Annotated in this window: 23 protein-coding genes and 2 tRNA genes; 14 read left to right on the top strand and 11 right to left on the bottom strand. The window is 61.3% G+C overall.

The genetic code is table 11. The features are described 5' to 3' along the window. Window positions 1-332 precede the first annotated feature (332 nt). Together N6L27_RS23270 and N6L27_RS03695 are read left to right on the top strand one after the other, a co-directional pair. Window positions 333-617 carry a helix-turn-helix domain-containing protein gene (locus tag N6L27_RS23270; protein ID WP_442915723.1) on the top strand — a complete coding sequence of 95 codons (285 nt, stop codon included), beginning with the start codon at window positions 333-335 and terminating at the stop codon, window positions 615-617. Beyond that, a complete protein-coding gene (locus tag N6L27_RS03695; RefSeq protein ID WP_442915728.1) occupies window positions 503-1504 on the top strand; it encodes a tyrosine-type recombinase/integrase in 1002 nt (333 codons plus the stop codon). Before N6L27_RS23270 ends, N6L27_RS03695 begins: the two co-directional genes overlap by 115 nt. A gap of 74 nt (window positions 1505-1578) precedes the next feature. Here N6L27_RS03695 and N6L27_RS03700 read toward each other — a convergent pair. The 4 genes from N6L27_RS03700 to N6L27_RS03715 form a co-directional block, all read right to left on the bottom strand. Then, window positions 1579-1654: transfer RNA gene (locus N6L27_RS03700), tRNA-Val, on the bottom strand. Between the two features lie 75 nt (window positions 1655-1729). After that, complete coding sequence (locus N6L27_RS03705) at window positions 1730-2299, bottom strand: histidine phosphatase family protein (protein ID WP_271905731.1); 570 nt, start codon at window positions 2297-2299, stop codon at window positions 1730-1732. Between the two features lie 113 nt (window positions 2300-2412). Further along, window positions 2413-2487 (bottom strand) — tRNA-Val (locus tag N6L27_RS03710). Between the two features lie 233 nt (window positions 2488-2720). After that, complete coding sequence (locus tag N6L27_RS03715; protein WP_260017980.1) at window positions 2721-3176, bottom strand: Lrp/AsnC family transcriptional regulator; 456 nt, start codon at window positions 3174-3176, stop codon at window positions 2721-2723. Window positions 3177-3308: 132 nt separating this feature from the next. On the opposite strand from N6L27_RS03715, the gene N6L27_RS03720 reads away from it, so the two are divergent. Beyond that, window positions 3309-4364, top strand: a complete 1056-nt coding sequence (locus N6L27_RS03720; RefSeq protein ID WP_271905732.1) for a Glu/Leu/Phe/Val family dehydrogenase — start codon at window positions 3309-3311, stop codon at window positions 4362-4364. Window positions 4365-4693: 329 nt separating this feature from the next. Here the strand turns inward: N6L27_RS03720 and lon are convergent, their stop codons facing one another. After that, window positions 4694-7105, bottom strand: coding sequence for an endopeptidase La (gene lon / locus N6L27_RS03725; protein WP_271905733.1), 2412 nt, complete (start codon window positions 7103-7105; stop codon window positions 4694-4696). Window positions 7106-7371: 266 nt separating this feature from the next. Between lon and N6L27_RS03730 the strand changes: the two genes are divergently transcribed. Next, window positions 7372-8613: a sugar-transfer associated ATP-grasp domain-containing protein gene (locus N6L27_RS03730; protein ID WP_271905734.1), complete on the top strand. Its 1242-nt coding sequence runs from the start codon at window positions 7372-7374 to the stop codon at window positions 8611-8613. Between the two features lie 50 nt (window positions 8614-8663). Here N6L27_RS03730 and N6L27_RS03735 read toward each other — a convergent pair whose 3' ends face one another. The 3 genes from N6L27_RS03735 to tgt form a co-directional block, all read right to left on the bottom strand. Further along, window positions 8664-9308: a hypothetical protein gene (locus tag N6L27_RS03735; protein ID WP_271905735.1), complete on the bottom strand. Its 645-nt coding sequence runs from the start codon at window positions 9306-9308 to the stop codon at window positions 8664-8666. A 104-nt stretch (window positions 9309-9412) separates the two neighbouring features. Next, a complete protein-coding gene (locus N6L27_RS03740) occupies window positions 9413-9565 on the bottom strand; it encodes a hypothetical protein (protein ID WP_271905736.1) in 153 nt (50 codons plus the stop codon). Window positions 9566-9695: 130 nt separating this feature from the next. Further along, complete coding sequence (gene tgt, locus N6L27_RS03745; RefSeq protein ID WP_271905737.1) at window positions 9696-10826, bottom strand: tRNA guanosine(34) transglycosylase Tgt; 1131 nt, start codon at window positions 10824-10826, stop codon at window positions 9696-9698. Window positions 10827-10896: 70 nt separating this feature from the next. On the opposite strand from tgt, the gene rimK reads away from it, so the two are divergent. From rimK to N6L27_RS03760, 3 genes are all read left to right on the top strand, one after another. After that, a complete protein-coding gene (gene rimK, locus N6L27_RS03750; RefSeq protein WP_271905738.1) occupies window positions 10897-12303 on the top strand; it encodes a 30S ribosomal protein S6--L-glutamate ligase in 1407 nt (468 codons plus the stop codon). Between the two features lie 248 nt (window positions 12304-12551). Continuing rightward, window positions 12552-13442 carry an SPFH domain-containing protein gene (locus N6L27_RS03755; protein WP_271905739.1) on the top strand — a complete coding sequence of 297 codons (891 nt, stop codon included), beginning with the start codon at window positions 12552-12554 and terminating at the stop codon, window positions 13440-13442. Continuing rightward, a complete protein-coding gene (locus N6L27_RS03760) occupies window positions 13442-13717 on the top strand; it encodes an NfeD family protein (protein WP_271905740.1) in 276 nt (91 codons plus the stop codon). Before N6L27_RS03755 ends, N6L27_RS03760 begins: the two co-directional genes overlap by 1 nt. 319 nt (window positions 13718-14036) lie before the next feature. Here the strand turns inward: N6L27_RS03760 and N6L27_RS03765 are convergent, their stop codons facing one another. Next, the gene (locus N6L27_RS03765; RefSeq protein ID WP_271905741.1) at window positions 14037-15131 is read right to left on the bottom strand and encodes an MBL fold metallo-hydrolase; all 1095 of its coding nucleotides are present in this window, start codon (window positions 15129-15131) and stop codon (window positions 14037-14039) included. Window positions 15132-15286: 155 nt separating this feature from the next. Beyond that, window positions 15287-15985, bottom strand: a complete 699-nt coding sequence (locus N6L27_RS03770; protein WP_271905743.1) for a TetR/AcrR family transcriptional regulator — start codon at window positions 15983-15985, stop codon at window positions 15287-15289. 176 nt (window positions 15986-16161) lie between these two features. Here N6L27_RS03770 and N6L27_RS03775 point away from each other — a divergent pair, with 176 nt between their 5' ends. From N6L27_RS03775 to N6L27_RS03790, 4 genes are all read left to right on the top strand, one after another. Beyond that, on the top strand, window positions 16162-16626 hold the full coding sequence (locus N6L27_RS03775; protein ID WP_271905745.1) for a (2Fe-2S)-binding protein: 465 nt from the start codon (window positions 16162-16164) through the stop codon (window positions 16624-16626). 2 nt (window positions 16627-16628) lie between these two features. Further along, window positions 16629-18815 carry a xanthine dehydrogenase family protein molybdopterin-binding subunit gene (locus N6L27_RS03780; RefSeq protein WP_271905746.1) on the top strand — a complete coding sequence of 729 codons (2187 nt, stop codon included), beginning with the start codon at window positions 16629-16631 and terminating at the stop codon, window positions 18813-18815. 31 nt (window positions 18816-18846) lie between these two features. Continuing rightward, on the top strand, window positions 18847-19431 hold the full coding sequence (locus N6L27_RS03785) for a hypothetical protein (RefSeq protein WP_271905748.1): 585 nt from the start codon (window positions 18847-18849) through the stop codon (window positions 19429-19431). Between the two features lie 131 nt (window positions 19432-19562). After that, the gene (locus tag N6L27_RS03790) at window positions 19563-20153 is read left to right on the top strand and encodes a YceI family protein (RefSeq protein ID WP_271905749.1); all 591 of its coding nucleotides are present in this window, start codon (window positions 19563-19565) and stop codon (window positions 20151-20153) included. A 335-nt stretch (window positions 20154-20488) separates the two neighbouring features. Here N6L27_RS03790 and N6L27_RS03795 read toward each other — a convergent pair whose 3' ends face one another. Beyond that, a complete protein-coding gene (locus tag N6L27_RS03795) occupies window positions 20489-21247 on the bottom strand; it encodes a hypothetical protein (protein WP_271905750.1) in 759 nt (252 codons plus the stop codon). 240 nt (window positions 21248-21487) lie between these two features. Here N6L27_RS03795 and N6L27_RS03800 point away from each other — a divergent pair, with 240 nt between their 5' ends. The 3 genes from N6L27_RS03800 to N6L27_RS03810 all read left to right on the top strand — a co-directional run bounded on the left by N6L27_RS03800 (window position 21488) and on the right by N6L27_RS03810 (window position 23710). After that, on the top strand, window positions 21488-21850 hold the full coding sequence (locus N6L27_RS03800) for an SUF system Fe-S cluster assembly protein (protein ID WP_271905751.1): 363 nt from the start codon (window positions 21488-21490) through the stop codon (window positions 21848-21850). Between the two features lie 110 nt (window positions 21851-21960). Next, on the top strand, window positions 21961-23184 hold the full coding sequence (locus tag N6L27_RS03805) for a glycerophosphodiester phosphodiesterase family protein (protein WP_271905752.1): 1224 nt from the start codon (window positions 21961-21963) through the stop codon (window positions 23182-23184). A gap of 166 nt (window positions 23185-23350) precedes the next feature. Continuing rightward, complete coding sequence (locus N6L27_RS03810) at window positions 23351-23710, top strand: HesB/IscA family protein (RefSeq protein WP_271905754.1); 360 nt, start codon at window positions 23351-23353, stop codon at window positions 23708-23710.

Below are 23710 nucleotides of genomic sequence, written 5' to 3' on the forward strand. Positions count from 1 at the left end.
AGGAGAGAAGGATGGGGTTCACCAAGGAGCAGAAAGAAGCGGCACTGCCGGTAGCGCTACGCGAAGCTGCGGCGGTGCTTGAAAGGATGCAGCGGGAGAGTGGTACGGATTGGCGAGCCAAGTGCGTAGAGCTTTCAAATCAACTTTCGGAGCTGCGCGAAGCGATTGATGGCGGGCCTATGCCAATGTGTCGTGATTGCGCAGATGGTGATGGGACGTGCTCTATGGACGGATTGCCATGCGACCCTCAGGGGCGCGCCCTTGAGTTAGTCCGCCGTCTTCGCCGCACTACCTAACCCCTCCCCGCCACGAGAACAGGAAAGGAGTAAGCGATGGAACCTGCACGACCATTTTCAGCCGACACCCTGGCAGAACGCTGGGGATGCTCAGCCGAAAGCGTCCGGCAACTGGCGCGCCAAGGCGCAATCAGATACTTCCGTGTTGGGAAGATGTACCGCTTCCCCAAATCCGCTGTTGAGGAATTTGAATGTCAAACATCAGGATCGGACGCCTCCGCGGCGGCCTCTGCGTCTACTGGGACGACCCGGACACCGGTAAGCGAAAGCGGTATCAGCTTGACTCACGCTCCAGAAAGGAAGCGGAAGCCGAGGCAATAGACGTATTCCGGCGGGAGACCTTCAAGGCCACCCCTAAGGGCGCCGATGTGCAGCAGATCTGGGACGCTTACATTGCCGACCTGGGCGACAAGCCCACCGCAAAGACGATGGGATATACCGGAAAGGCGATCTTGCCGCACTTCGGCCCGTTCCTCCCTCAGGATATCGACAAGGCCCTGTGTCAGGCCTACGAGCGCGACCGCAAAGCTTCCGGGAAGAAACAGGGAACCATCTGGACGGAGCTGGGACACCTGCAGAGCGCCCTGAACTTCGGCAAGAAGGTCCGCATGATCGAGGGGGAGACGCCTCATATATGGCGGCCCGCCAAACCTGAAGGTGACAAGCGCATCCTGAACGCCGGAGAGATACGCGCGCTCATCAGCGCTGCTCATGATCCGCACATTCGGCTTGCCCTGATCCTACTTCTAAGCACCGCTGCACGTGTCGGCGCAGTGCTAGATCTGACGTGGGACCGGATCGACCTTGAGCGCGGCGTGATCAATCTGCGCCGGGAGGATGGGGCGACCCGCAAGGGCCGGGCCGTGGTGCCGATGAACGCCAGCACCAGGGCCGCGCTGCAGACCGCGAACGACATGGCAATGAGCGATTACGTGGTTGAATATGCTGGCGGGCCGGTCAAGAGCATCCGCAAGGGCGTTTCAAATGCGATCGATCGATCCAAGATCGGCCACGTGACCATCCACGAGCTGCGCCACACCGCCGCGGTGCACTTGCTGGGCGCGGGCATACCGATAGAGAAAGTCTCGCAGTACCTGGGCCACAGCAACGTGCAGATCACGTTCAAGACCTACGCCCGATTCCTGCCGGATCAGATGCAGGATGCCGCCGAAGTGCTGGATTTCATGAACTTCAGAAAGGCGAACTAGGTTCACGGAACCGGCGCGCGCTTCGCAAATGCTCTATCAGGACATTCAATAGTGCGTATTTTCAAGGGGTTGAATGGTGGGTCGTGAGAGGCTCGAACTCCCGACATCTTCGGTGTAAACGAAGCGCTCTACCAACTGAGCTAACGACCCGATGAGCGGGGATTTAGACAATGCCGCCGGTCAGCGCAAGGGGGCTTTGCAGATTTTTTTGCCCATCCGGGCCGCTTATTCCAGAACCGTTTCCATACCGTTTTCCAGCACATAAACACAGCCCTGCCCGTTCGGCAGCGCCGCCATCCGGTCGCGGCTCAGCCCGCAGACGATACCCCGCATCACTTGTCCCAGCAGCCCATGCGCGACCACCACCGAAGGGCCGGTCAACGACTGCATGAAGTCGAGGATGCGGGCATGGAAACTGCCGTATCCCTCGCCGCCCGGCGCCTCGCAGAAAAGGTCCAGATTGTACGGATTGGCACCGTGGATATCCGGGTACGTTGCTGCGACCTCCTCCAGCGTCATCCCCTGAAAGGCCCCGGCATAGGCCTCTGCCAGCCGCGCATCGGTCACGAAAGGCGCACCCCCCAAGGCAATATCCGCGGTCTGCTGCGCCCGGCCAAGGGGGGATGCAAAACAGGCCGGATTCTGCATCAGAACCGGCACCATCAGTGCGGCCTGGCGCCGGGCGTGTTCCACTCCCAGCGCGCTCAGCGGAGATTCCAGCTGACCCTGAATGCGGCGTTCGGCATTCCATTCGGTCTGCCCGTGCCGCAGCAGCCAGATTTTTGGAAATTGCATGATCTGCTCCCTGCCCGGTTGTTCAGGCAATTGGTAGCGCCGCAGTGCCGCCAGCGGAACCCCGGAAAGCAAAAAGGCGCTCAACCTTTTCAGGGAGCGCCTTTGGGAAATAATGGTGGGTGATAAGAGATTTGAACTCCTGACATCTTCGATGTGAACGAAGCGCTCTACCACTGAGCTAATCACCCGTGAGGCAGGCTTTTAACTGTCCGCTGCGGGCTCCGCAAGAGGGTCATTGGCAGAATTTTTGCTTCCCGCGCTTTTTCTTGCGCGGCGCTGTCTTCGCATTTTGCAGGGCTCTAGCGCGTCTGCAGCCTCTAAACGGGCAGCCCGGCGCTGCCATGCTGGCGGCCGCGGCTGAAGGTCGGCTGGCCACAGGGTCTCAGGTTCAGCCCGCGCCGCTCCCGCCGCCATGAACCGCTCAGCAGGACGGCAGCGCGTCGCGTTGTATCATTGTCCGCAGGGTGAAGCTGGATCGGGTGTTGCGAATCCCGGGCACCCGCATCAGCCGGTCCTCCAGGAAACGGTCGAAATCCGGCAGGTCCTCCGCCACCACCCGCAAGAGGATGTCCCGCGTGCCGGTCATCAGGTAGCATTCCATCACCTGGTCGAACTTGCGTACCGCAGTCTCAAATGCCAGCAAAGCATCGGTGGATTGCCGCTCCAGCTCCACCGCCACAAAGATCGTGACCGGCAGACCCAGCTTGGCCTGATCCACCCGCGCCGAATAGCCCGCGATCACACCGCTGGCTTCCAGGTTTGCGACCCTGCGGGCGCAGGGTGTCGGGGACAGGCCGATCATCTCCGACAATTCGGAAATCTTCAGCCGCCCGTTGCGCTGAAGCGCGGCGACAATCTTGCGATCAATCGAATCCATGGAGGTTTCCTCTAGCAACTTCTCCAATTATGGCCGGCACCGCCAAAAGTTACAGATATAAGAGGTCTTTTTGGTGAAAACCGGCGTTTACGCGCTGGTATCATCTGGAAAAGTTTTGCAGGAGCCATCCAGATGACAGTGACCGCCGTTGCGTCCAGCACCCACGAAGAGATTTACCGCGTCGAGGAGCCCTCTGTGGGTCTCTTGGGCTTTATTGCCGTGCATTCCACCCATCTGGGACCGGCGGCCGGCGGCTTGCGCATGCGCCCCTACGCCAGCGAAGACGAAGCGCTGACCGACGTCAAACGCCTGAGCGAAGGCATGACCTACAAGAACGCGGCGGCGGGCCTGACACTGGGCGGCGGCAAGGCGGTGATCATCGGCGATCCGGCCAAGGACAAATCGCCGGAGCTGCTGCGCGCCTTTGCCCGCGCCATCGAGGGTCTGGACGGCCGCTATATCACCGCCGAGGATATGGGCATGAGCCCCGCCGACATGGCTGTCCTGGCGGAGGAAACCCGGTTCGCGGCCGGCCTTTCTGATGGCGAGTTTGCCAGCGGCGACCCCTCCCCGATCACCGCGCGCGGCATCTTCAACGCGATCCGCACCACCCGTGCCCACAAGCACGGCAGCCGCGACCTGAACGGCGTCACCGTGTCGGTTCAGGGCTTGGGCCACGTCGGCTGGTACCTTTGCCAGTTCCTGCATGAGGCCGGCGCTAAGCTGGTTGTCACCGACATCGACGAGGCCCGTGTCGAGACCGCAATCGCCGAATTCGGCGCCAAGGCAGTGCCGCTGGCAGAGATTTACGGCGCAGAGGCAGACGTGTTTGCCCCCTGCGCCATCGGCGGCATCCTGAACGCGCAAACCATCCCGCAGTTGAAGGCGGATATCGTCGCAGGCGGCGCCAACAATCAGCTGGCCACGGCTGAAGACGGCGCAGCACTGCATGCCCGCGGCATCCTCTATGCGCCCGATTTCGTGGCCAATGGCGGAGGCATTATCAACGTCGCGACCGAGATCCAGAAGATCAAGGACCGTGAAGGCTTTGTCGCCGAGAAGCTGCAAGCGCTGGATGAAACCATGGCGGCGATTCTGACCCAGGCCAAGGCCGCGGATGTCAGCCCTGCGGAAATGGCCATTGCCACCGTGCAAGCCAAGATGGAAAAGGCCAGCAAGGCCGCCTGATCCGTCGCTACTTGGCACCGGAGGCAGCGGGCTGCTCCCGCGGCTGAATGGCCCCCGGCCTGCGGCCGGTCTCCCTCCTGCCTTTGGGCCCGGCGGCCTGCCCCTCCCGGGGCGGGCCGCGCGCCGCACCGCAGGTGCGGCGCCATGCCCAACCGGCGCGGCGGCGTTGAAAACGCTGCCAGCAACGGGCGGGAGCACCGGCATCCGGCTGCTTAGAGAGCCCGGAACGCACACGCCCCGGAAAGAAGGGCCAGAACGGAAGAGAAAACTAAAAAAGGGCGGCCTCCTCGGTCCGCCCTTTTCTTTTCCTTGCTTGCGTGAACCGCGGGTCAGTGCGCCGTTGCGCCTGCCCCCTCGCCAGAGCCCTTCAGCGCCGCCTTGGCAGCTGCGGCTTCCTCCGCCTCCTCGTCCCATTCGATGGGTTCGGGCTTGGAGACCAGAGTGTGTTCCAGAACCTCGGACACGTGGCTGACAGGGATGATCTCCAACCCCTCCTTCACGTTGTCCGGGATTTCCGGCAGGTCCTTCTCGTTCTCCTGCGGGATCAGCACCGTCTTGATACCGCCGCGCAGAGCCGCCAGCAGCTTCTCCTTGAGGCCGCCAATGGCGCTGGCATTGCCGCGCAGAGTGACTTCGCCGGTCATCGCAATGTCCTTGCGCACCGGGATACCGGTCAGCACCGACACAATCGCGGTCACCATCGCCAGGCCGGCGCTGGGACCATCCTTCGGCGTTGCGCCGTCCGGCACGTGCACATGGATATCCAACCGGTCGAACTGCGGCGGCTTGATGCCGATCTGCGGGCTGACCGAGCGCACATAGCTCGACGCCGCCTCGATCGATTCCTTCATCACGTCGCCCAGCTTGCCGGTGGTCTTCATCCGGCCCTTGCCCGGCAGCCGCAGCGCCTCAATTGACAACAGCTCGCCGCCAACCGAAGTATATGCGAGACCGGTGACAACACCCACCTGGTCCTCCAGCTCGGCCAGGCCATAGCGGTACTTCTTGACGCCCAGGAAATCATCCAGATTGTCCGCCGTCACGGTCACGCTGTCGGCTTCTTTCTTGACGATCTTGGTCAGCGACTTCCGCGCCACCTTGGCGATCTCGCGCTCCAGGTTCCGCACGCCGGCCTCGCGGGTGTAGGTGCGGATCATCTCGGTCACCGCATCATCGGTCAGCTCGAACTCCTTGGCCTTCAGGCCGTGGTTCTTCACCTGCTTGGAAATCAGGTGCTGCTTGGCAATCTCGCGCTTTTCGTCTTCGGTGTAGCCGGACAGCGGAATGATCTCCATCCGGTCCAGGAGCGGCCCGGGCATGTTGTAGCTGTTCGAGGTGGTCAGGAACATCACGTTCGACAGGTCGTACTCCACCTCCAGGTAGTGATCCATAAAGGTGTTGTTCTGCTCCGGGTCCAGCACCTCCAGCATGGCCGAGGCCGGGTCGCCGCGGAAATCCTGGCCCATCTTGTCAATCTCATCGAGCAGGATCAGCGGGTTGGTGGTCTTGGCCTTCTTCAGCGCCTGGATGATCTTGCCGGGCATCGAGCCGATATAGGTGCGGCGGTGGCCGCGGATCTCGGACTCGTCGCGCACGCCGCCCAGCGAGATGCGGATGAATTCGCGGCCGGTGGCTTTGGCCACGGATTTACCCAGCGAGGTTTTACCCACGCCCGGAGGGCCGACGAGGCACAGGATCGGCCCCTTCAGCTTGGCCGAGCGCTGCTGCACCGCCAGATACTCGACGATCCGCTCCTTGACCTTCTCGAGGCCATAGTGATCCGCATCCAGGATCTCCTGAGCCTTGTTCAGGTCTTTCTTGACGCGGGACTTGTTGCCCCACGGGATCGACAGCATCCAGTCGAGGTAGTTGCGCACAACCGTGGCTTCCGCCGACATCGGCGACATGTTCTTGAGCTTCTTCAGCTCAGCATCCGCCTTCTCGCGCGCCTCTTTCGACAGTTTGGTTGCGGCGATCTTCTCTTCCAGCTCGGCGATTTCGCCTGCACCTTCTTCGCCGTCACCCAGTTCCTTCTGAATGGCCTTCATCTGTTCATTCAGATAGTACTCGCGCTGGGTCTTCTCCATCTGGGATTTGACGCGGGTCTTGATCTTCTTCTCGACCTGCAGGACCGACATTTCGCCCTGCATCAGGCCATAGACCTTCTCAAGCCGCTCGCTGACTGAGAGCGTCTCCAGCAGTTCCTGCTTGCGGTCCACCTCGATACCCAGGTGACCTGCCACCAGGTCGGCCAGTTTGGCCGGCTCCGCGGTTTCGCCCACGGCAGACAACGCTTCCTCGGGGATGTTCTTGCGGACCTTGGCGTAGCGCTCGAACTCGTCGCCCACAGTGCGCACCAGCGCCTCGGTGGTGGTGACGTCGCCCGGGATCTCGCTCAGCTCTTCTGCCTTGGCCTCGAAGAAATTGTCGTTCTCCAGGAACTCGGTGATCTTCACGCGGCTCTGGCCCTCGACCAGCACCTTGACGGTGCCATCGGGCAGTTTCAGCAGCTGCAGCACATTGGCCAGCACGCCGGTGGTGTAGATGCTATCTGTTTCGGGATCGTCCTCGGAGGGGTCGATCTGGCTCGACAGCAGGATCTGCTTGTCGTCGGCCATCACCTCTTCCAGGGCGCGCACCGATTTTTCCCGGCCCACAAACAGCGGCACGATCATGTGGGGGAACACCACGATGTCGCGCAGCGGCAGGACTGGGTAGGAGGAATTGAGTGGCTCTTGCATACTCGGTCCTTTGGTTAGGCAAGACGGCCCGGCCCCGGTATTGGCAGCTTTGGCCCGTCTCCTCATTGGATGTCTTTACTTGGTGGGGCGGCTCTTTGTTTTCAACCGCGGCACCTCAAGGCTGGGGGTCACCTTGCCCGCTGCGCGCCGGGACCACAAGGGCGCAAATGCAGGAAGGGTGAGCAAAGAGCTAACAAAGGCTGCCTCCGTCAGCGGACCGCACTCTGCAACTGTCAAGTGCACCCCCTGCGTCCCAATTTGCAGGAATGTTTGCCGTATTTTGGTCACTAACCCGCGCTATCATTCTGAATACCGAGGAAGCAGCAGTTTTACAGGACATAACAATGAACCAGCAGCGGCCACTTACAGCAGCGGAACTGGACCAGAAGAGCTATCTTGAGGCCAGAGACAGCAGCGACAAGGAACTTCTAATTTTCGCAGCCAGAAAGTCCGGACGGTCGCCGCTCAAGATCCAAAGAGAGTTCCGTCAGCTCGCCAGATCTGAATCCCGTCTCAATCTGGTCGAATACGTCCGCAACGGGCTTTATCACATCGACCGTTTCAACGACGAGGAACGCGCCGCGTTTATCTCGAATGACCTGCACTGGCCGATTACGCACAAATGCAATGACCGCCGGTGGGCCGGAGCTGCCGAAGACAAAATCGTTGCGGAGACGATGCTGTCAGCCGGTGATGTTCCCGTGCCGCAGACACTCGCGGTTTTAGACACCTCTTCTCGCCTGTTTCCCGGCAAACAGAAAATTCAAACGCCCTCCGAACTTCGATCCTTTCTTCAGAAGCACTCCGGCAAAACAATTTTTGGCAAAATCCTGAACGGGATGGTCAGCTTCGGCGCGTTCCGAATTGAACAAGCCGATGACACCCATGTACATTGCGCCGGTCACGATCCGCTGACTTATCAGGAGTTTATGCAAAACTACATCGGCTCAAACGCATATCTGTTGCAGAAGGCGCTGGACAACCATTCGGAATTCTCGAGCTACTGTTCCGCATTGGCCACCGTCCGCATGGTCAATATGGTTACTCCGGAGAGGGTCATCACACCTCTTGCCATCATCAAGCTGCCGCAAGGGGACAATATCGCTGACGCATTCTGGCGCCCGGGCAACCTGGCCTGTGAAGTGGACATTGAAACGGGCTGCATCCGCACAATCGCCCAGCGCGGGGTTGAAACGGAATTCCTTCGGGATCATCCCTCCAAGGGCGGGCTTATGGGCCTGCAACTGCCGCACTGGAACGAACTGAAGGAGATCAACGACCGTGCCGCGCGCATTTTCGCGCCAATCCGCTACCAGTCCACAGACATCGCAATAACCGAAGATGGGCCGGTGCTTGTCGAAATGAACTACGGCGGCGGTTTTGACCTGCCCCAATACGCCAGCGGGCGGGGCATGCTGACACCAGAGGTCCGGGCATTCTTCAAAAGCTGCGGAGTTGAGCTGACGCCACCGCGCAGGAAAGGACTCTTTTCGCGCCGCCGCAAGTAATGCCTTCTGGCCGCGCCGGGCTGACACTGTTGGGATCAGCCCCGCGGCCGTCAGCGCCGCAGCAGCGTGATCAATCCGCGCTCCAGCCGCCCGCCCGGCCAGGTTTCGCGGTAGGTGCCGCTCATCCGGCCCTGATCGACCAGGAAAAGACGGATATCCTGCCGCAGCATCTCTCCGGTGCCGCTGTCGCGCTCCGCCAGCAGGTTCAGCCGCAGCAGTTGATCCGCGCCGCAGGGCAGCGCGCCCAGCGCCAGTTCATCCAGAAAGACTTCAGTATCGTCCGGCAAGTCGCCACGGCCCGCGCTTTCAGCCCTCAGCCCTGTGCCGGGCTTCAGCGGCGCCCGGTCCTCAACCCCGATGGGCAGAAACCCCAAGGTCGCGGAATCCGCCACCAGCCGCCCATTGCGGAAGCTTAAGCGCAGCAGGTCGCCGGTGCGTTGCGGCAGCGGCACCATTTCAATGCGCCCGCCGGTTTTCAGCGAGATTTCGCCCGGCCCCTTCTGCACGATCCATTGCCCGCGCAAAGCCTGCGAGCCGCCCTTGATCAAGTCGTCAATGGAGATACGGCAGCCATCCAGAGGCGGCGCCTTGAAGAAGCTTGAGGCCTCCGCCAGGGATCCGGGCGCAGTCTGCGCCTGAACCGCCGGTGCAATGCCCAGCACGGCAGCTGCAACCAGCGCACGCAAAAATGTCATCGCCATCCTCCGCATTTTGGCGGCAGGATAGCGGATCAGGTCTTCATAACAGGTGAACGGGGCCGGTTCCGTCCGGCCCGAACAGTCTTGAAATGCAGCGCGTCCTATCTTTCTGGCTGACCAGCCAGATGGGTCAGCCCGCGCGACTGCCCGGCAAGCGCCTGGCCGTCATCCAAGACCGCAAACATCGCTACGCCAATGGCCAGAACAGCCAGCAGAGTAACATGAGCAACACCGGCAGAAATTGCGTCTTTCATCAGGGACCTCCACGTCGTTTATCAAGCCTCGGCCCGATTTCACGCCGAATTTGCGGCAGAAGCGTGTCCCGCCCCTGCCGCAGCCGTGAAAATACAGTCAAACTTGAGTCAAGGCGGCGCGCAACCGGTTTTACAACCGCTCAATATCCCCCTGCGCGCGGGTGTCGTGGAAGTCCTTCTGCCAGGCCTCAAACGTACCCGCAGCAATCGCCTCCCGCATGCCCCCCATGATCTCTTGGAAGTAATGCAGGTTGTGCCAGGTCAGCAGCATTCCCGAAATCATCTCGTTCGAACGGAACACATGGTGCAGATAGGCCCGCGAGTAATTGCTGCACGCCGGGCAGGAACAGTGCTCATCCAAGGGGCGCGGGTCGTCCTGGTGACGGGCGTTCTTGATGTTCACGACACCATAGCGGGTGAACGCCTGCCCCGTGCGGCCAGAGCGCGACGGCAGCACGCAGTCCATCATGTCGATACCGCGGGCAACGGCGCCGACGATGTCGTCGGGCTTGCCCACGCCCATCAGGTAGCGCGGTTTGTCCTCGGGCAGGAAACCGGAGGCATAATCAAGGCAGTCGAACATCGCCTCCTGCCCCTCGCCCACCGCCAGGCCGCCCACCGCATAGCCCTCAAAGCCAATCTTTTTCAGTGCTTCGGCGCTTTCCTCGCGCAGGTCCTGCTCCAGCCCGCCCTGCATGATGCCAAAGAGCGCATGGCCCGGACGGTCCCCAAATGCCTCGCGCGAACGCTCGGCCCAGCGCATCGACAGGCGCATCGATTCAGCGATGCGGTCGCGGTCTGCGGGCAGCGCCGGGCATTCGTCGAAACACATCACGATGTCCGACCCCAACAGCCGCTGAATCTCCATCGACCGCTCCGGCGTCAGCTCATGCTTGGAGCCGTCCACATGGCTCTTGAAGGTCACGCCCTTCTCGGTGAGCTTCCTGAGTCCTGCCAGCGACATCACCTGAAACCCGCCGCTGTCGGTCAGGATCGGGCGCTCCCAGTTCATGAACTTGTGCAACCCGCCCAGCCGGTCGATCCGCTCTGCCGTCGGGCGCAGCATCAGGTGGTAGGTATTGCCCAGCAGGATATCGGCACCGGTCGCGCGCACGCTTTCCGGCATCATCGCCTTGACCGTTGCGGCAGTGCCAACCGGCATGAAAGCAGGGGTGCGGATCTCGCCGCGCGGGGTGTTAATGACACCTGTGCGCGCCTTGCCGTCGGTTGCCTTCAGTTCGAAGTTGAAAAGCTCTGCCATCTCGTATTCCTGCCGTTACACTTAAACCGGCATCCCGGTGATTCACCCCTAATGCCAAGGAGCCAAGCTCATGTCCACAGCCGACCCTGCACCGCAATTGAAACTCGGCTGGGAGGAATGGGTCAGCCTGCCGGACCTCGGCCTGCCTGCCCTGCGGGTCAAGGTCGACACCGGCGCCCGCACCTCATCGCTGCACGCCACCGGGATTGAGACTTTCGGGCCTGCAAACGCCCCCAAGGTGCGCTTCATGGTGCATCCCATTCCCGGCCAGTACGATCTGGAAATCCCTTGCTCTGCCCTGATCAAGGACCGGCGCGAGGTGACTTCGTCAAACGGCGAAAGCGAAATGCGCTTTGTGATCGAAACCCCGATGGAGATCGGCGGCGCGTCCTGGCCGGTGGAACTGACGCTGACCGACCGGCGCGGCATGGCCAAGCACATGCTGCTGGGCCGCCAGGCACTGACCGAGAACGTGACAGTGGTGCCCGGCGAACGCATGTGCCAGCCGGCGCTGGACTATTCCGTCTACACCTCTGCCAATATCCGCAAGTCCGCCCCCAAGCGCGCCCTGCGCATCGCCGTTCTCAGCCGCGAGGACAACTATTCCACCCGCCGCCTGGTGGAAGAAGGCGAAAACCGCGGCCACACGGTGGAGGTGATCAACACCACCCGCTGCTACATGGCGCTCAATGCGCTGGCGCCGGAGATCCATTACGACGGCAAACGCCTGCCCCGCTACGACGCAGTGATCCCGCGCATCGGCGCCTCTGTCACCCAATACGGCACCGCGCTGTTGCGCCAGTTCGAAACGCTCGGCACCTTCTGCGTCAACGGGTCTGAGGGCATCACCGCCAGCCGCGACAAGCTGCACGCGCACCAGATCCTGGCCCGGCACAAGATCGGCATGCCCGCCACCGCCTTTGCCGCCTCGCCCAAGGACACAGGCAGCCTGATCCAGATCGTCGGCGGCGCGCCCCTGATCGTGAAACTGCTGGAAAGCACCCAAGGCAAAGGCGTTGTGCTGGCAGAAACCAAGAAAGCCGCCGAAAGCGTCATCACCGCCTTCCGCGGGCTCAAGGCCAACTTCCTGGTACAGCAATTCGTCAAGGAAGCCGCGGGGGTGGACATCCGCTGCTTCGTCGTCGGCTCCAAAGTGGTGGCCTCGATGAAACGTTCGGGGGCTGAGGGCGACTTCCGCTCCAACCTGCATTTGGGCGGCAGCGCCGAGACCGTCCGCATCAGCAAGGAGGAGCGCGCCACCGCGGTGCGCGCCGCCCGCGCCTTTGGCCTCAATGTGGCAGGTGTTGACCTGCTGCGCTCGGAAACCGGCCCCAAGGTGCTGGAAGTGAACTCCTCCCCCGGGCTTGAAGGGATCGAGAAAACCTCCGCCAAGAACATCGCCGGCCTGATTTACGCCGAGATCGAGAACCGGGTCCGCCCGGCGCCGCTGCGGCGGCTGAAACCCTCCAGCAACTGACCTGTGCCGGCAAGCCCGTCCGGGCTTGCCAGTCTGGGCTTGCCAGTCTGGGCTGCGACGCGTCATATACGCCCGCAACCTCTTGAAACTGCCGCGGCAAACACCCACTTGTATACCATTGCACACAAATGGGCCTGTCATTGAACAAGGCCAAGACACCGGGCGCAGGGCCGCTGCCCGGCGCGCCGGCGGAACCGGCTGCGCTGGCGGCTCCTGCGGCCCCCGCTGATCCATCAAAGGAATTTTACATGAACGAAGACCTCATCCTCGACCTCCTGTCCGGCAACCTGCTGTATCTGCTGGGCGCCGTGCTGCTGGTCATCATTGTCCTCAAGGGCATCAAGATCGTTCCGCAGTCGGAAAAATACGTGGTCGAACGCTTTGGCCGCCTGCATTCGGTGCTGGGCCCGGGCATCAACTTCATCGTGCCTTTCCTCGACGTGGCCCGCCACAAGATCTCGATCCTGGAGCGCCAGCTGCCCAATGCCACCCAGGACGCGATCACCAAGGACAACGTGCTGGTGCAGATCGACACCTCTGTCTTCTACCGCATCCTTGAGCCGGAAAAGACCGTCTACCGGATCCGCGACGTCGATGGCGCCATTGCCACCACCGTGGCCGGCATCGTGCGCGCCGAGATCGGCAAGATGGATCTGGACGAGGTGCAGTCGAACCGCGCCCAGCTGATCTCCCGCATCCAGGAAAGCGTCGAAAGCGCAGTGGATGACTGGGGCATCGAAGTGACCCGCGCCGAGATCCTGGACGTGAACCTGGACCAGGCCACCCGCGACGCCATGCTGCAGCAGCTGAATGCCGAACGCGCCCGCCGCGCCGAGGTGACCAAGGCCGAGGGTCAGAAACGCGCCGTCGAGCTGCAGGCCGATGCTGAGCTTTATGCTGCTGAACAGACCGCCAAGGCCCGCCGCATCCAGGCCGAGGCTGAGGCCTATGCCACAGAAGTTGTTGCCAAGGCGATTGCCGAAAACGGGCTGGAGGCTGCACAGTATCAGGTGGCGCTGAAACAGGTGGAGTCTCTGACTGCGCTTGGCAAAGGCGAAGGCAAGCAGACCATTGTGGTCCCTGCCCACGCGCTGGAGGCCTTCGGCAACGCCTTCAGCCTGCTGAAAGGCGGCAGGTGATGGACGCCCCCTTCTGGGTCCTGTGGTGGGTCTGGGGCGCGGGCGCGCTGGTCCTCGCCATTCTTGAGGTTTTGGCACCAGGCTTTGTGTTCCTGGGGTTTGCCATCGGCGCGGCCATTGTCGGCCTGCTGCTGCTGGCCGGCGCCAGTTTCACCCTGCCGCTGCTGCTCCTGATCTTTGCCGCGCTGTCGCTGGCAGCCTGGCTGGTGATGCGCAGGGTCTTTGCCCTGCCCAAAGGCCAGGTGAAGACTTTCAACCACGACATCAACGACTGATCCTGCACCCGGAACCCGCTTGGGTTCCGGGCCGCTTCACGCGGCAGAACTGTCAATCTTCTCCTTGTTGGACCGGCACCCTCGCTTCGCACACAGCCTCCGGCTGCTCCGGCTGTCCGCCGCACTTGCAGGCAAGAGAAGTGCCGCAGTGCCCTTCATCAGTTCAGCCAGCACGCCGCCGCTCCCCTGGCCGTAGCGCGGTAATGCCAAAATCCCGCTGCGGGAGATTGCAGCGCATCACAGCGCGGGACGGCCCGGACCAGTCACCGCGAGACGGAAGACTGCGCGGTGGTCCTGCACCCGATACACTTCTGGCGTCCTAAAGGTGCGGCAGCGCAAGATCTCCCGCGGACAAATTTACGGTTTCACCGATTTTCACCACGACAGCATTTTCCGCCCCCAGACCCTGCGTCTCAGCCGCCTGCCGAAATTTCACGGGAGCTTCAAACGGGTTTTCCGGCGTCAACGCAATTGTTCCCCAATGCATGCCGATTGCGCTTCGCGCACCAACTCTCTTTACCAGATCAACAGCTTCTTCAGGCGTGACATGGGCTCCCTTCATCAGTTTGCGCGGCTCATATGCTCCGATGGCCACCAAGGCCAAATCGAAGGGCCCCGCCTTCCTGCCGATCTCATCAAAGACCGGGCCGCTTGCCGTGTCACCGGAGAACCAGATGCTGCCTTCCCCTGTGTAGATGCCAAAGCCGGCCCACAATGTTTTGTTCTTGTCCCGAAGCCCGCGGCCGGAGTTGTGGATCGCCGGCAATGCAGAGATTCTGAGTGAGCCGGATTGCCAGTCATCCCACCAGTCCTGTTCGATTACCTTTGAATAGCCGCGGCTGATAAAAAATGCTCCCAATCCCAATGGCACAATAACCTGGATGTCCGCCTTGTAAGGGTAGGCCTCAATTGTCGGTGCGTCGAGATGGTCATAGTGGTTGTGGCTGACCAGCAGCACATCGGCCTTAGGCAGTTCCGCTCCGCTGATCGGAGCCGCGGCAAACCGCTTGGGGCCAAATCCTGCCGGGCCAGCGGTTTCCCCCAGGAATGGATCTGTCAGAATGACCTTGCCGCCCAGTCTAATGATAAAGGCTGAATGCCCCAGCCAAGTCACGCTTGGATTGCTGGCCTGCGCCAATTGACGGCGGAATTCCTCAACTCCCAGGACATGATCGCTGGGAACAGGTATTTTGAAAGAAGAGAGCAGTTGGTTCAGGATGAACCCAAGCATCTCTCCGGCGGATCCTTCCCGTACCGGGCTGCCGGGAGGGTTCCGGAAGCCGCGATTGGCAGTGTGATGGCTGGGTACTGAACTGCTCATGGTCTGAACCTTGTCTTTTGCTTCATAGGAAGCACACGCGCCTAGGAGCGGGAGAATTCCGGCTGTCAGGAGTGCGCGGCTCTTCTGTTTCATTTTCATTGTCTGAGGCTGCCAGCCCAAGGCCATCCCCCTGGCGGGGAGGGCTCTCTCATCGCTCATTCTGCGGTGAATGAAGACGGCAGCGTGCAACGCCGGGACATTCCTTGACAGAGAGTTGGCCGGTCCTTGGGCAGGTTTCCATTATGTATTCAGCTTTTGGTACTCGTATTGGCAGTTGCTGAGATCTTTTCGATCAGCATTTGAACGGCAAGTTCGAACACGTCTTCGTTTGAAGGGATCGGGGAGCCCAGGTGGCGGATTAAGTTCGGGTACTCAGCCGGATCAAGCCTGGTCTGTTTTTGCCGTACCAGTGCCTTGCCGCGGACTGGATCAGAACCGAACACATGTTCACCGGTTCCAACGCCAATCGCCATGGAAAGCAGAACTTCTCCGAACACCGGAATTTGGCTTTCCGGGAGCCCGGATTTCTCCAGCGCAAGGTAGATTGCTTCAATGACGTAACTGGCTGCCCTGACATCAGAGCCAGACAGGTTTGTCACTTCCAGCCCGATCGTTGGGAATACCAGGTAAACACTCCGGACAGACGATGCGATTTCTCTGAGCTGGGTCGCCCAGTCTTCGTCTTTTATATCTCTTGCCGGCAGCATCCTTGCGTAGATCCGGTCTGCCATAGCCTGCAGCAGCTCGTTCTTGCTGCGGAAGTAGCGGTAGACCGCGGTAGGATCCGCATTCAAGGCCTTTCCGATTTTCCGGAGCGACAGCTTTTCAAGGCTTCCGACCTCCTCAGCCAGGGTGAGGGCAGTATCCAGGATCAGTTCCGTGCTGAGACTGGTTCCAGCTTTGAAGACCAGTTTTTGAGTTTGGATGGTGGGGTTTTCCGAAGTCATGACGCGAATGTGATCGCTTTTGGCGGGAAGTCAAGCTTGTTGTCACCGCCTGCAGTCAACAAATGTTGACAACATATGGTGATTCCCAATACCGAGGAAGGCACCTTCAATAAGCTTCTGCCAAGCCGTGCGTTCTCCAAGCAACTGCAGGGCGGCTCCGCCAAAGGGAAGTGAACATGACAATCAAGCTGAAACTGAACGGCCAGACGCATAGTGTCGAAGCTGGATCGGGGACCCCGCTTCTTTGGGTGATCCGGGACGAACTGAAACTCACCGGGACGAAGTTCGGCTGCGGGGTTGCTTCCTGCGGTGCCTGCACTGTGCATCTCGACGGGGAGCCGGTCCGCTCCTGCCAGACATACGTCGAAGATGCCGAGGGCGCGGAAATCACCACCATTGAGGCCGTCGGCAACGGAGCCATCGGGTCTGCTGTGCAGCAGGCCTGGCTGGAGCTGGATGTTGTTCAATGCGGCTACTGCCAATCCGGGCAGATCATGTCTGAAGCGGGGCTGCTTGCCGAGAACCCCAAACCCACGGCGGAAGAGGTCGACGATTACATGTCCGGGAACGCCTGCCGCTGTGCTGCGTACCAGCGCATCCGGGCGGGCATTTTGCGCGCCGCTGAAATTCTGGAGGGCTGAAGATGACCCCGAACACGTCCCGCCGAAATTTTCTGAAGGGGGCTGCGGCTTCCGCAGCTGTTCTTTTTGTTGGAATGCGCCCCAGCGGCGGTCTGGCAGCCGCCAGGGAACACGCGGCTCAGTTCAACCCGTTTGTCAAAGTCGGGTCGGATGGTGTGGTGACGGCAATCGTCAAGCACTATGAGGCTGGCCAGGGCATCAGCACCGGGCTTTCCACTTTGATTGCAGAAGAAATCGGTCTGCGTCTTGATCAGATCGAGTTCGATTTCGCGCCGTCCGATCCTGAACTTTATGCCAATCTCAGGTTCGGGATTTTCCAAGGCACAGGCAGCTCCACATCCCTCGTCAACTCCTGGGATCAGTACCGCCAGGCCGGCGCTGCAGCCCGTGAGATGCTGATCGCGGCCGCGGCTGCGGCATGGGGGATTGATGCCGCGGAAATCACAATCGACGAGGGGATCGTCAAAGCGGCCGGGCAGTCTGCGCCCATCGGCGGATTTGTGGCGGCGGCGGCACAGCTCCCGGCACCTGAAAGCCCGCGCCTGAAAGACCCGGCGGATTACAAGCTGATCGGCTCGCCTGCGGCCCGCCGTCTGGATTCCGCAGGCAAAGGCAACGGTCAGGCCAAATTTGCCATGGATGTGCATCTTCCCAATCAAATGGTTGTGCTGATCAAGCGCCCGCCGTCGCGGGGCGGTCTGGCCGTCAGCTTTGACGACAGCGCCGCGCAGGACGTGAAAGGCTACCTGCATTCCGCGGTTCTGCCGAACAAGGCGGGCATTGCGGTTTATGCGGAAAACACCTGGGCCGCAATTCAGGCGCGGGAAGCGGTTGAGGCCGCGTGGGATCTCTCCGCCGCCGAGACCCGCAGCTCTGATGAGGTCGAAGCCGAAATCCGGGCGGCGCTGGACGCCGAACCCCAGTACCGGGCAAACAGCACGGATCCGGCTGCTGTGGCGGCAGACATCGACGGTGCGGATCAAACCATTGAAAAGACCTTCTACTTCCCGTTGCTGGCACACGCCCCGATGGAGCCGCTGAATTGCACCATTGAGCAGGCCGAAAACGGGGACATCGTGCTCCATGACGGGGCGCAGATGCCGACGGCCACCCATCTGGCCTATCAGGAAATCTTCGGGCTGCCGCAGGAAAAGATCCGCATCAAGTCGATGTTCGCTGGCGGATCCTTCGGCCGCCGGGCCACCCCGACAGCCGACTATCAGGTCGAAGCGGCCCTGGCCTTTATCATGACGGACCGGTCGCGGCCGGTGAAACTGGTCTGGACGCGCGAGGATGATATCCAGGGCGGCTATTACCGGCCTGCCTTCGGCCACAAGGTGCGGGTCGGCCTGGATGCCAATGGCGGCATCATTGGCTGGCAGCATCAGATCGCCGGCCAATCCGTGATGAAAGGCACCCCCTTCGAACAAATCGTCGTGCATAACGGCGTGGACCACACATCCGTGGAAGGGGCTGTTGATACGGCCTACAGCATTCCCGGATTTGCCCTGGGCCTGACAGATACCCAAAAGGCAACCTCGGTCTTGTGGTGGCGCTCCATCGGCCACGCGCACACCGCCTATGTGATGGAAACGATGATGGATCTGGCGGCCAAAGCCGCCGGGGCCGATCCGCTGGAGTACCGGCTGAAGTATCTCGCAGGCGGGGAAGACAAGAACCAGCAGAGGAAATCAGCGGTTCTGAAACTGGCTGCGGAAAAGGCCGGCTGGGGCAATGCCCCTGCCGGTCATGCGCAGGGGATTTCGGCGCATATGTCCTTTGGCACCTTTGTCGCCCTTGTTGCCGAAGTGTCCGGAAATCCGGAAGACGGCGTAAAGATTGAGAAGATCACATGCGCGGTGGATTGCGGCATTGCCGTCAACCCGGACATTGTGGACGCCCAGATCCAAAGCGGTGTCGGTTACGGCATCGGGCATGTCATGCGCGATCAGATCACCCTCAGCAGCGGTGCAGTGGACCAGTTCAATTTCCCGGACTACGAGCCGCTGCGCATCGGGGACATCGGCGCCATTGATGTCCACATCATCCCCTCGGCAGAAGCCCCCAGCGGCATCGGCGAACCCGGCACGCCTCCGGCCGGTCCGGCCTTGGCCAATGCCATCGCTGCCCTGAACGGCACAATGGTCAGCAAACTGCCGATGGCTGAAAACGGCGTGACTTTCGCCTGAAACTCCAACTCTTCAAGGAAATGACAAGACGATGAGAATTGATTGGACGGTGCCCGGTAAGCGGGCAGGATTCTGGGGTTTTATCGACACGCTGATCGGCCCAGGCGCAACAAAAGCGGAAAAGAACCTTCAGCTTTATCCGCCGTTCATCTTTGCAGCCGGCGTTGTTGCATTCGGTCTTTACCAGAACGCTGACTGGAATATCTGGCAGTATATTCTGGTTGTTCTGATGGCGGTGGATATGGTCGGCGGGGCCATTACCAATTCGACCTCCGCCGCCAAGCGCTGGTTCTTCCGCGAAGGCGAAGGCTTTCAGGCTCATATGACCTTCATTGCGATCCACCTGATCCAGATCACCTTGTTCAGCTGGGCGTTTCTGGGCTTCGATCTGGGCTGGATTGCCATGGTCTACGGCTTCACCCTTGCGTCCAGTGCAGCGATCCTGCTGACACCGCTGTATCTGCAGCGCCCGTTAGCAGCCCTTATCTACTGCGTCGCCCTGCTTTTGTCGCTCTACGTTTTCGAAAATCCCGAACATCTGGAATGGTTCCTGCCAATCCTGTTCTTCAAGCTTCTCGTCAGCCATACGCTACGGGAAGAACCCTATCAGCCCTGATGCCTGACCCTGCCAGACCGGGGCCGGAACATAAAAGTGTTCCGGTTCCGGCCGAAGCCAGCGATTTGCGTGGAACACACGCTTTTTCATCCCACGACCTCAATTCCTCAACCTTCAAGATTGGAGATACCATGTCTTTCCCGAACTTCCTCACCGCGACTGCAGCCGCCGTTCTTCTGGCCGCCCCTGCATATGCAGAAAAAACCTATAAAACCCAGCAGGGTCACACCGAAGTCCGCGTTGCCTGGAGCCACGCAGGCGTCTCGATGCAGCATGGTGAATTCACCAAGGCGGAAGGCACCCTGGTTCTGGACGAAGCCAATGTCGAAGGCGCGAGCCTGAAGGCGATGGTGGATGCAACCAGCATCCATTCCGGTGTCGCCGCGCTGGATGATCACATCAAGAATGCGGACTTCCTGGAGGTGGACACCTATCCGGAAATCACTTTCGAAAGCTCCTCCGTTACCCGTACCGGTGACAAGACCGCTGATATCGCGGGCAATCTGACCATGCACGGCGTGACCAAGCCCGTGACACTCCAGGCCACTTTGACCCACATCGGCAAACACCCGCTGGCGCAGTTCCTGGAGTACTACAAAGGCGATTGGGCGGCGTTTCACGCACGGACCGAAATCGAACCCAAAGACTTCGGCGTCGGCATGACCATCCCGGTCGGAACACTGGTCATCGAAATCGACACCGAAATGCAGGCCGTCGAGTAACCTCTCTTTTTGGGTGCAGTGCCGGCCGATCATGCCCGCGCTGGAGAAAAATCTGCGAGCATCGCCGTTGCCGGCATTGCAATGGCCTCTGGCCGCGCACCTGCACTGGCTTTTTACAACAGGCCTTTCCTTCGGGCTTTCTTTCCGGGGATTGACGCTGCAAATGGAACTGGCGCGGTGCTTGAAACAGCCGGGCCAGTTCTGTGTCGCCTGGGCTGGCCTCTTTGCTGCCCTTCGCCACGGGCCGTGCAAACCTCTGCTTCAGTCTTATGGCCCCTGCAGGAGTCTCGCAGGCCCTTTCTGCGGACGGCAGCGCCAAGCTCACGCTCCGGCAGTCAGAACCGGAACCCGACGCCAGCCAGCAGGCTGTGCGTTACAACATCATGGCGGAAGAAATTGCCGGTGTCGCGGATGCCTTCCTCATAGTCCACCCCCAGCCCGCGGTAGAGAACATAGATGGACGCATGTTTCCAGCGGTGGTGCACCAGCCCGCCCATCACCGACCAGCTCTCTTCCGAACCGGCACCAAAACCGCCGATGTCGCCTTCCAGGGTCACGCTGAAACTGTCCGACAGCCGCCGTTCCCAGCGCATGCCAACGACGGGATCAGTCCAGTCCGCCCCGCGCCGCAGGGCGGCCCCTGGCAAGGAGGCCGAGACATCCACATCCCAGTGGCGCACGCCGCCAAAGACCTCGAACTGGTCCAGCCCGCGCCCGAACCGGTAGGCCACCAGCGCCTCGGCCAGGTTCTGGTCGTAGCGCACCCCGCCCGGCCCTACCGACGACAGCGCATTGGAATCGGCATCCAGCACTGCATAGCGCAAGCGGAAGCCGAAATTGCTGTAGTGGGTGCCCTCGAACTGCAGCATCCCGCCGGCCTGCAGCTGGTCAAACACATCTCCGGCGTCAATTGAGACATCGCCGCCGGTCCAGCCCAGCTCGGTTGTGCTGTCGATGGAGGGCGCCACCATGAACGGCGTCAGCTGCCACTGCCAGTTTTCCCCGGCAGCTGCAGCAACTGCCCCCGACAGGCCCGCGGCGGCCGCCAGGCAAACCTGCGCAGCAGCGCGTAGGGGTGCAATCGGATCACGCATCGCTCCTCCCGGCGCACCAGCCCGCCCGGCCCGGACGGCAAACAGCATCCGGTCCGCTGCAATCTGGCAGCCTTTACAAAAACATCGCGGGGGACTCACAACTTAGAGCGGGTGCAGCCCCAAATCAAATTTTCACATCAGCGTGAGGCAGATTTCCCTGGGCCCGCCATGCCCGCCGCCTCTGGACGCCGGGGCGCATATTCCCTATATAAACCGTCGGAATATAGAACCGGGATCATCATGACCAACCCTGCCGAACCGCTCGAAGGCGCCCCGCTGATCGCGCCCTCCTCCGTCAGCCACCCGCTGTACGAGGCCATCGTCGACGCCTGCCGCACCGTCTATGACCCGGAAATCCCGGTGAACATCTACGAACTGGGCTTGATCTACACCATCGATATCAGCGGCGAGAACGACGTGAAGATCATCATGACCCTGACCGCGCCGGGCTGCCCGGTGGCAGGCGAGATGCCGGGCTGGCTGATCGATGCTGTCTCCCCGGTTGACGGCGTCAAGAGCGTCGACGTCGAACTGACCTGGGAGCCGCCCTGGGGCATGGAAATGATGTCCGACGAGGCACGCCTCGAACTGGGCTTCATGTAAGCCGCATCCAAACTGTCATGGGAAATTGATGCGCCCGTCATACGGGCGCAGTCCGGCTGTTACACTTGCGCGCCACTCTGGCCGCAAACTGATCAACCGGAGAATACCCCATGCGCCTTGCCCTGACTTCGGCAACCGCCCTGCTCGTGTCCACCGCAGCCCTTGCCGGCAATCCCCCGGAGGCAGCGGACGCGGGCCTCAGTTACGGCCCCCGCCCCGCCTACCTGATCTCCAAGCTGCCGGAGGGCGCGCTGAAGGACAAGCTGCAGTCCTGCGCGGACCAGACGCCCCAGCGCACTGATTTCTCCATCGGCCACCGTGGCGCGCCGCTGATGTTCCCCGAACACACCGCCGAATCCAACATCGCCGCTGCGCAGATGGGTGCGGGCATTCTGGAATGCGATGTCACCTTCACCAAGGATCAGGAGCTGGTCTGCCGCCACGCCCAGAACGACCTGCACACGACCACCAACATCCTGACCTCGGATCTGGCGGACACCTGCGTCACGCCTTTCACCCCGGCGGACGGCGACACACCTGCGGCGGCCGAGTGCCGCACCTCAGACATCACCCTGGCCGAATTCCGCACCCTGCAGCCTAAGATGGACAGCGCCGACAAGACGGCCCTGACCGCCGAAGCCTACCAGGGCGGCACCGCGGACTGGCGCTCCACCCTGTTTGCCGGTGACGCCACCAGCATGACCCACGCGGAATCGATCGCATTGTTCAAATCGCTTGGCGCCAAATTCACCCCCGAGCTGAAAAGCCCGGCGGTTGAGATGCCCTTCAACGGCTTCTCCCAGGCCGATTACGCCCAGAAGCTGATCGACGAATACAAGGCCGCAGGCATCCCGGCTTCCGACGTCTGGGCGCAAAGCTTCAACCTGAACGACGTGCTCTACTGGATTGAAAACGAGCCGGAATTCGGCAAGCAGGCGGTGTACCTCGACGCCAGCTACGACCTGGAAGGCTTTGATGCGGACAACCCGGCGACCTTCCCGCACGACTTTGCCGCGCTGCACGCCAAGGGTGTGAACTACATCGCCCCGCCGATGTGGATGCTGGTCACCGCTGAGGACGGCAAGATCGTTCCTTCGGCCTATGCCAAGGCCGCCAAGGCTGCAGGACTGAAGCTGATCACCTGGACCCTGGAACGCTCCGGCCCGCTGGCCTCTGGCGGCGGCTGGTACTTCCAATCGGTCGAGGACGTCACCACTGACGACAGCATGTATTACCAGCTGCTGGACGTGCTGGCTCAGGATGTGGGGGTTCAGGGCGTGTTCTCCGACTGGCCCGCCACCACCACCTATTACGCGAACTGCATGGGGCTCTGAACCCTGTCCCCCATTGACGGACCCCATCACAGGCCGCCTCCCTGCCCAGGAGGCGGCCTCTTTTAATTCTGCATACCGGGTATATCTTATTGCTTCCCCGTCGCATCCGGGGTTGAGCCGCCCCCGCAGCCATCCTAGATAAAAGGGGAAGCGCAAGGAGACTTACATGTTCGGCATTCCCGGCAAACAGGCGGTGACCATGACGCCCAAGGCTGCGGCCCAGATCGCCAGGCTGATGGCAAAGGACGGCCATGCCGGCCTGCGCATCGGCGTCAAGAAGGGCGGCTGTGCGGGCATGGAATACACCATGGAATATGTCGACGCGCCCGACGCTAATGACGAGGTCGTGGAACAGGACGGCGCCCGTATCCTGATCGCGCCGATGGCGCAGATGTTCCTGTTCGGGACTGAGATCGACTATGAGGTGTCGCTGCTGGAAAGCGGCTTCAAGTTCAACAATCCCAACGTGGCCGAGGCCTGCGGCTGCGGCGAGTCGATCTCCTTCAAGGAAGCGCCCGGAACCTGA

Source organism: Leisingera sp. SS27 (assembly GCF_028368855.1).
Classification (GTDB): Bacteria; Pseudomonadota; Alphaproteobacteria; order Rhodobacterales; family Rhodobacteraceae; genus Leisingera.

What these genes read in the sequence shown, in the direction of transcription:
- N6L27_RS03705 (WP_271905731.1), bottom strand. Translation starts at nt 2,299, where the DNA reads ATGCAATTTCCAAAAATCTGGCTGCTGCGGCACGGGCAGACCGAATGG.
- N6L27_RS03740 (WP_271905736.1), bottom strand. Translation starts at nt 9,565, where the DNA reads ATGAAAGACGCAATTTCTGCCGGTGTTGCTCATGTTACTCTGCTGGCT.
- N6L27_RS03715 (WP_260017980.1), bottom strand. Translation starts at nt 3,176, where the DNA reads ATGGATTCGATTGATCGCAAGATTGTCGCCGCGCTTCAGCGCAACGGG.
- N6L27_RS03755 (WP_271905739.1), top strand. Translation starts at nt 12,552, where the DNA reads ATGAACGAAGACCTCATCCTCGACCTCCTGTCCGGCAACCTGCTGTAT.
- N6L27_RS03800 (WP_271905751.1), top strand. Translation starts at nt 21,488, where the DNA reads ATGACCAACCCTGCCGAACCGCTCGAAGGCGCCCCGCTGATCGCGCCC.
- N6L27_RS03795 (WP_271905750.1), bottom strand. Translation starts at nt 21,247, where the DNA reads ATGCGTGATCCGATTGCACCCCTACGCGCTGCTGCGCAGGTTTGCCTG.
- N6L27_RS03775 (WP_271905745.1), top strand. Translation starts at nt 16,162, where the DNA reads ATGACAATCAAGCTGAAACTGAACGGCCAGACGCATAGTGTCGAAGCT.
- tgt (WP_271905737.1), bottom strand. Translation starts at nt 10,826, where the DNA reads ATGGCAGAGCTTTTCAACTTCGAACTGAAGGCAACCGACGGCAAGGCG.
- N6L27_RS03790 (WP_271905749.1), top strand. Translation starts at nt 19,563, where the DNA reads ATGTCTTTCCCGAACTTCCTCACCGCGACTGCAGCCGCCGTTCTTCTG.
- N6L27_RS03770 (WP_271905743.1), bottom strand. Translation starts at nt 15,985, where the DNA reads ATGACTTCGGAAAACCCCACCATCCAAACTCAAAAACTGGTCTTCAAA.
- N6L27_RS23270 (WP_442915723.1), top strand. Translation starts at nt 333, where the DNA reads ATGGAACCTGCACGACCATTTTCAGCCGACACCCTGGCAGAACGCTGG.
- N6L27_RS03810 (WP_271905754.1), top strand. Translation starts at nt 23,351, where the DNA reads ATGTTCGGCATTCCCGGCAAACAGGCGGTGACCATGACGCCCAAGGCT.
- N6L27_RS03805 (WP_271905752.1), top strand. Translation starts at nt 21,961, where the DNA reads ATGCGCCTTGCCCTGACTTCGGCAACCGCCCTGCTCGTGTCCACCGCA.
- N6L27_RS03780 (WP_271905746.1), top strand. Translation starts at nt 16,629, where the DNA reads ATGACCCCGAACACGTCCCGCCGAAATTTTCTGAAGGGGGCTGCGGCT.
- lon (WP_271905733.1), bottom strand. Translation starts at nt 7,105, where the DNA reads ATGCAAGAGCCACTCAATTCCTCCTACCCAGTCCTGCCGCTGCGCGAC.
- N6L27_RS03760 (WP_271905740.1), top strand. Translation starts at nt 13,442, where the DNA reads ATGGACGCCCCCTTCTGGGTCCTGTGGTGGGTCTGGGGCGCGGGCGCG.
- N6L27_RS03765 (WP_271905741.1), bottom strand. Translation starts at nt 15,131, where the DNA reads ATGAAACAGAAGAGCCGCGCACTCCTGACAGCCGGAATTCTCCCGCTC.
- N6L27_RS03730 (WP_271905734.1), top strand. Translation starts at nt 7,372, where the DNA reads ATGTTTGCCGTATTTTGGTCACTAACCCGCGCTATCATTCTGAATACC.
- N6L27_RS03720 (WP_271905732.1), top strand. Translation starts at nt 3,309, where the DNA reads ATGACAGTGACCGCCGTTGCGTCCAGCACCCACGAAGAGATTTACCGC.
- rimK (WP_271905738.1), top strand. Translation starts at nt 10,897, where the DNA reads ATGTCCACAGCCGACCCTGCACCGCAATTGAAACTCGGCTGGGAGGAA.
- N6L27_RS03785 (WP_271905748.1), top strand. Translation starts at nt 18,847, where the DNA reads ATGAGAATTGATTGGACGGTGCCCGGTAAGCGGGCAGGATTCTGGGGT.
- N6L27_RS03735 (WP_271905735.1), bottom strand. Translation starts at nt 9,308, where the DNA reads ATGACATTTTTGCGTGCGCTGGTTGCAGCTGCCGTGCTGGGCATTGCA.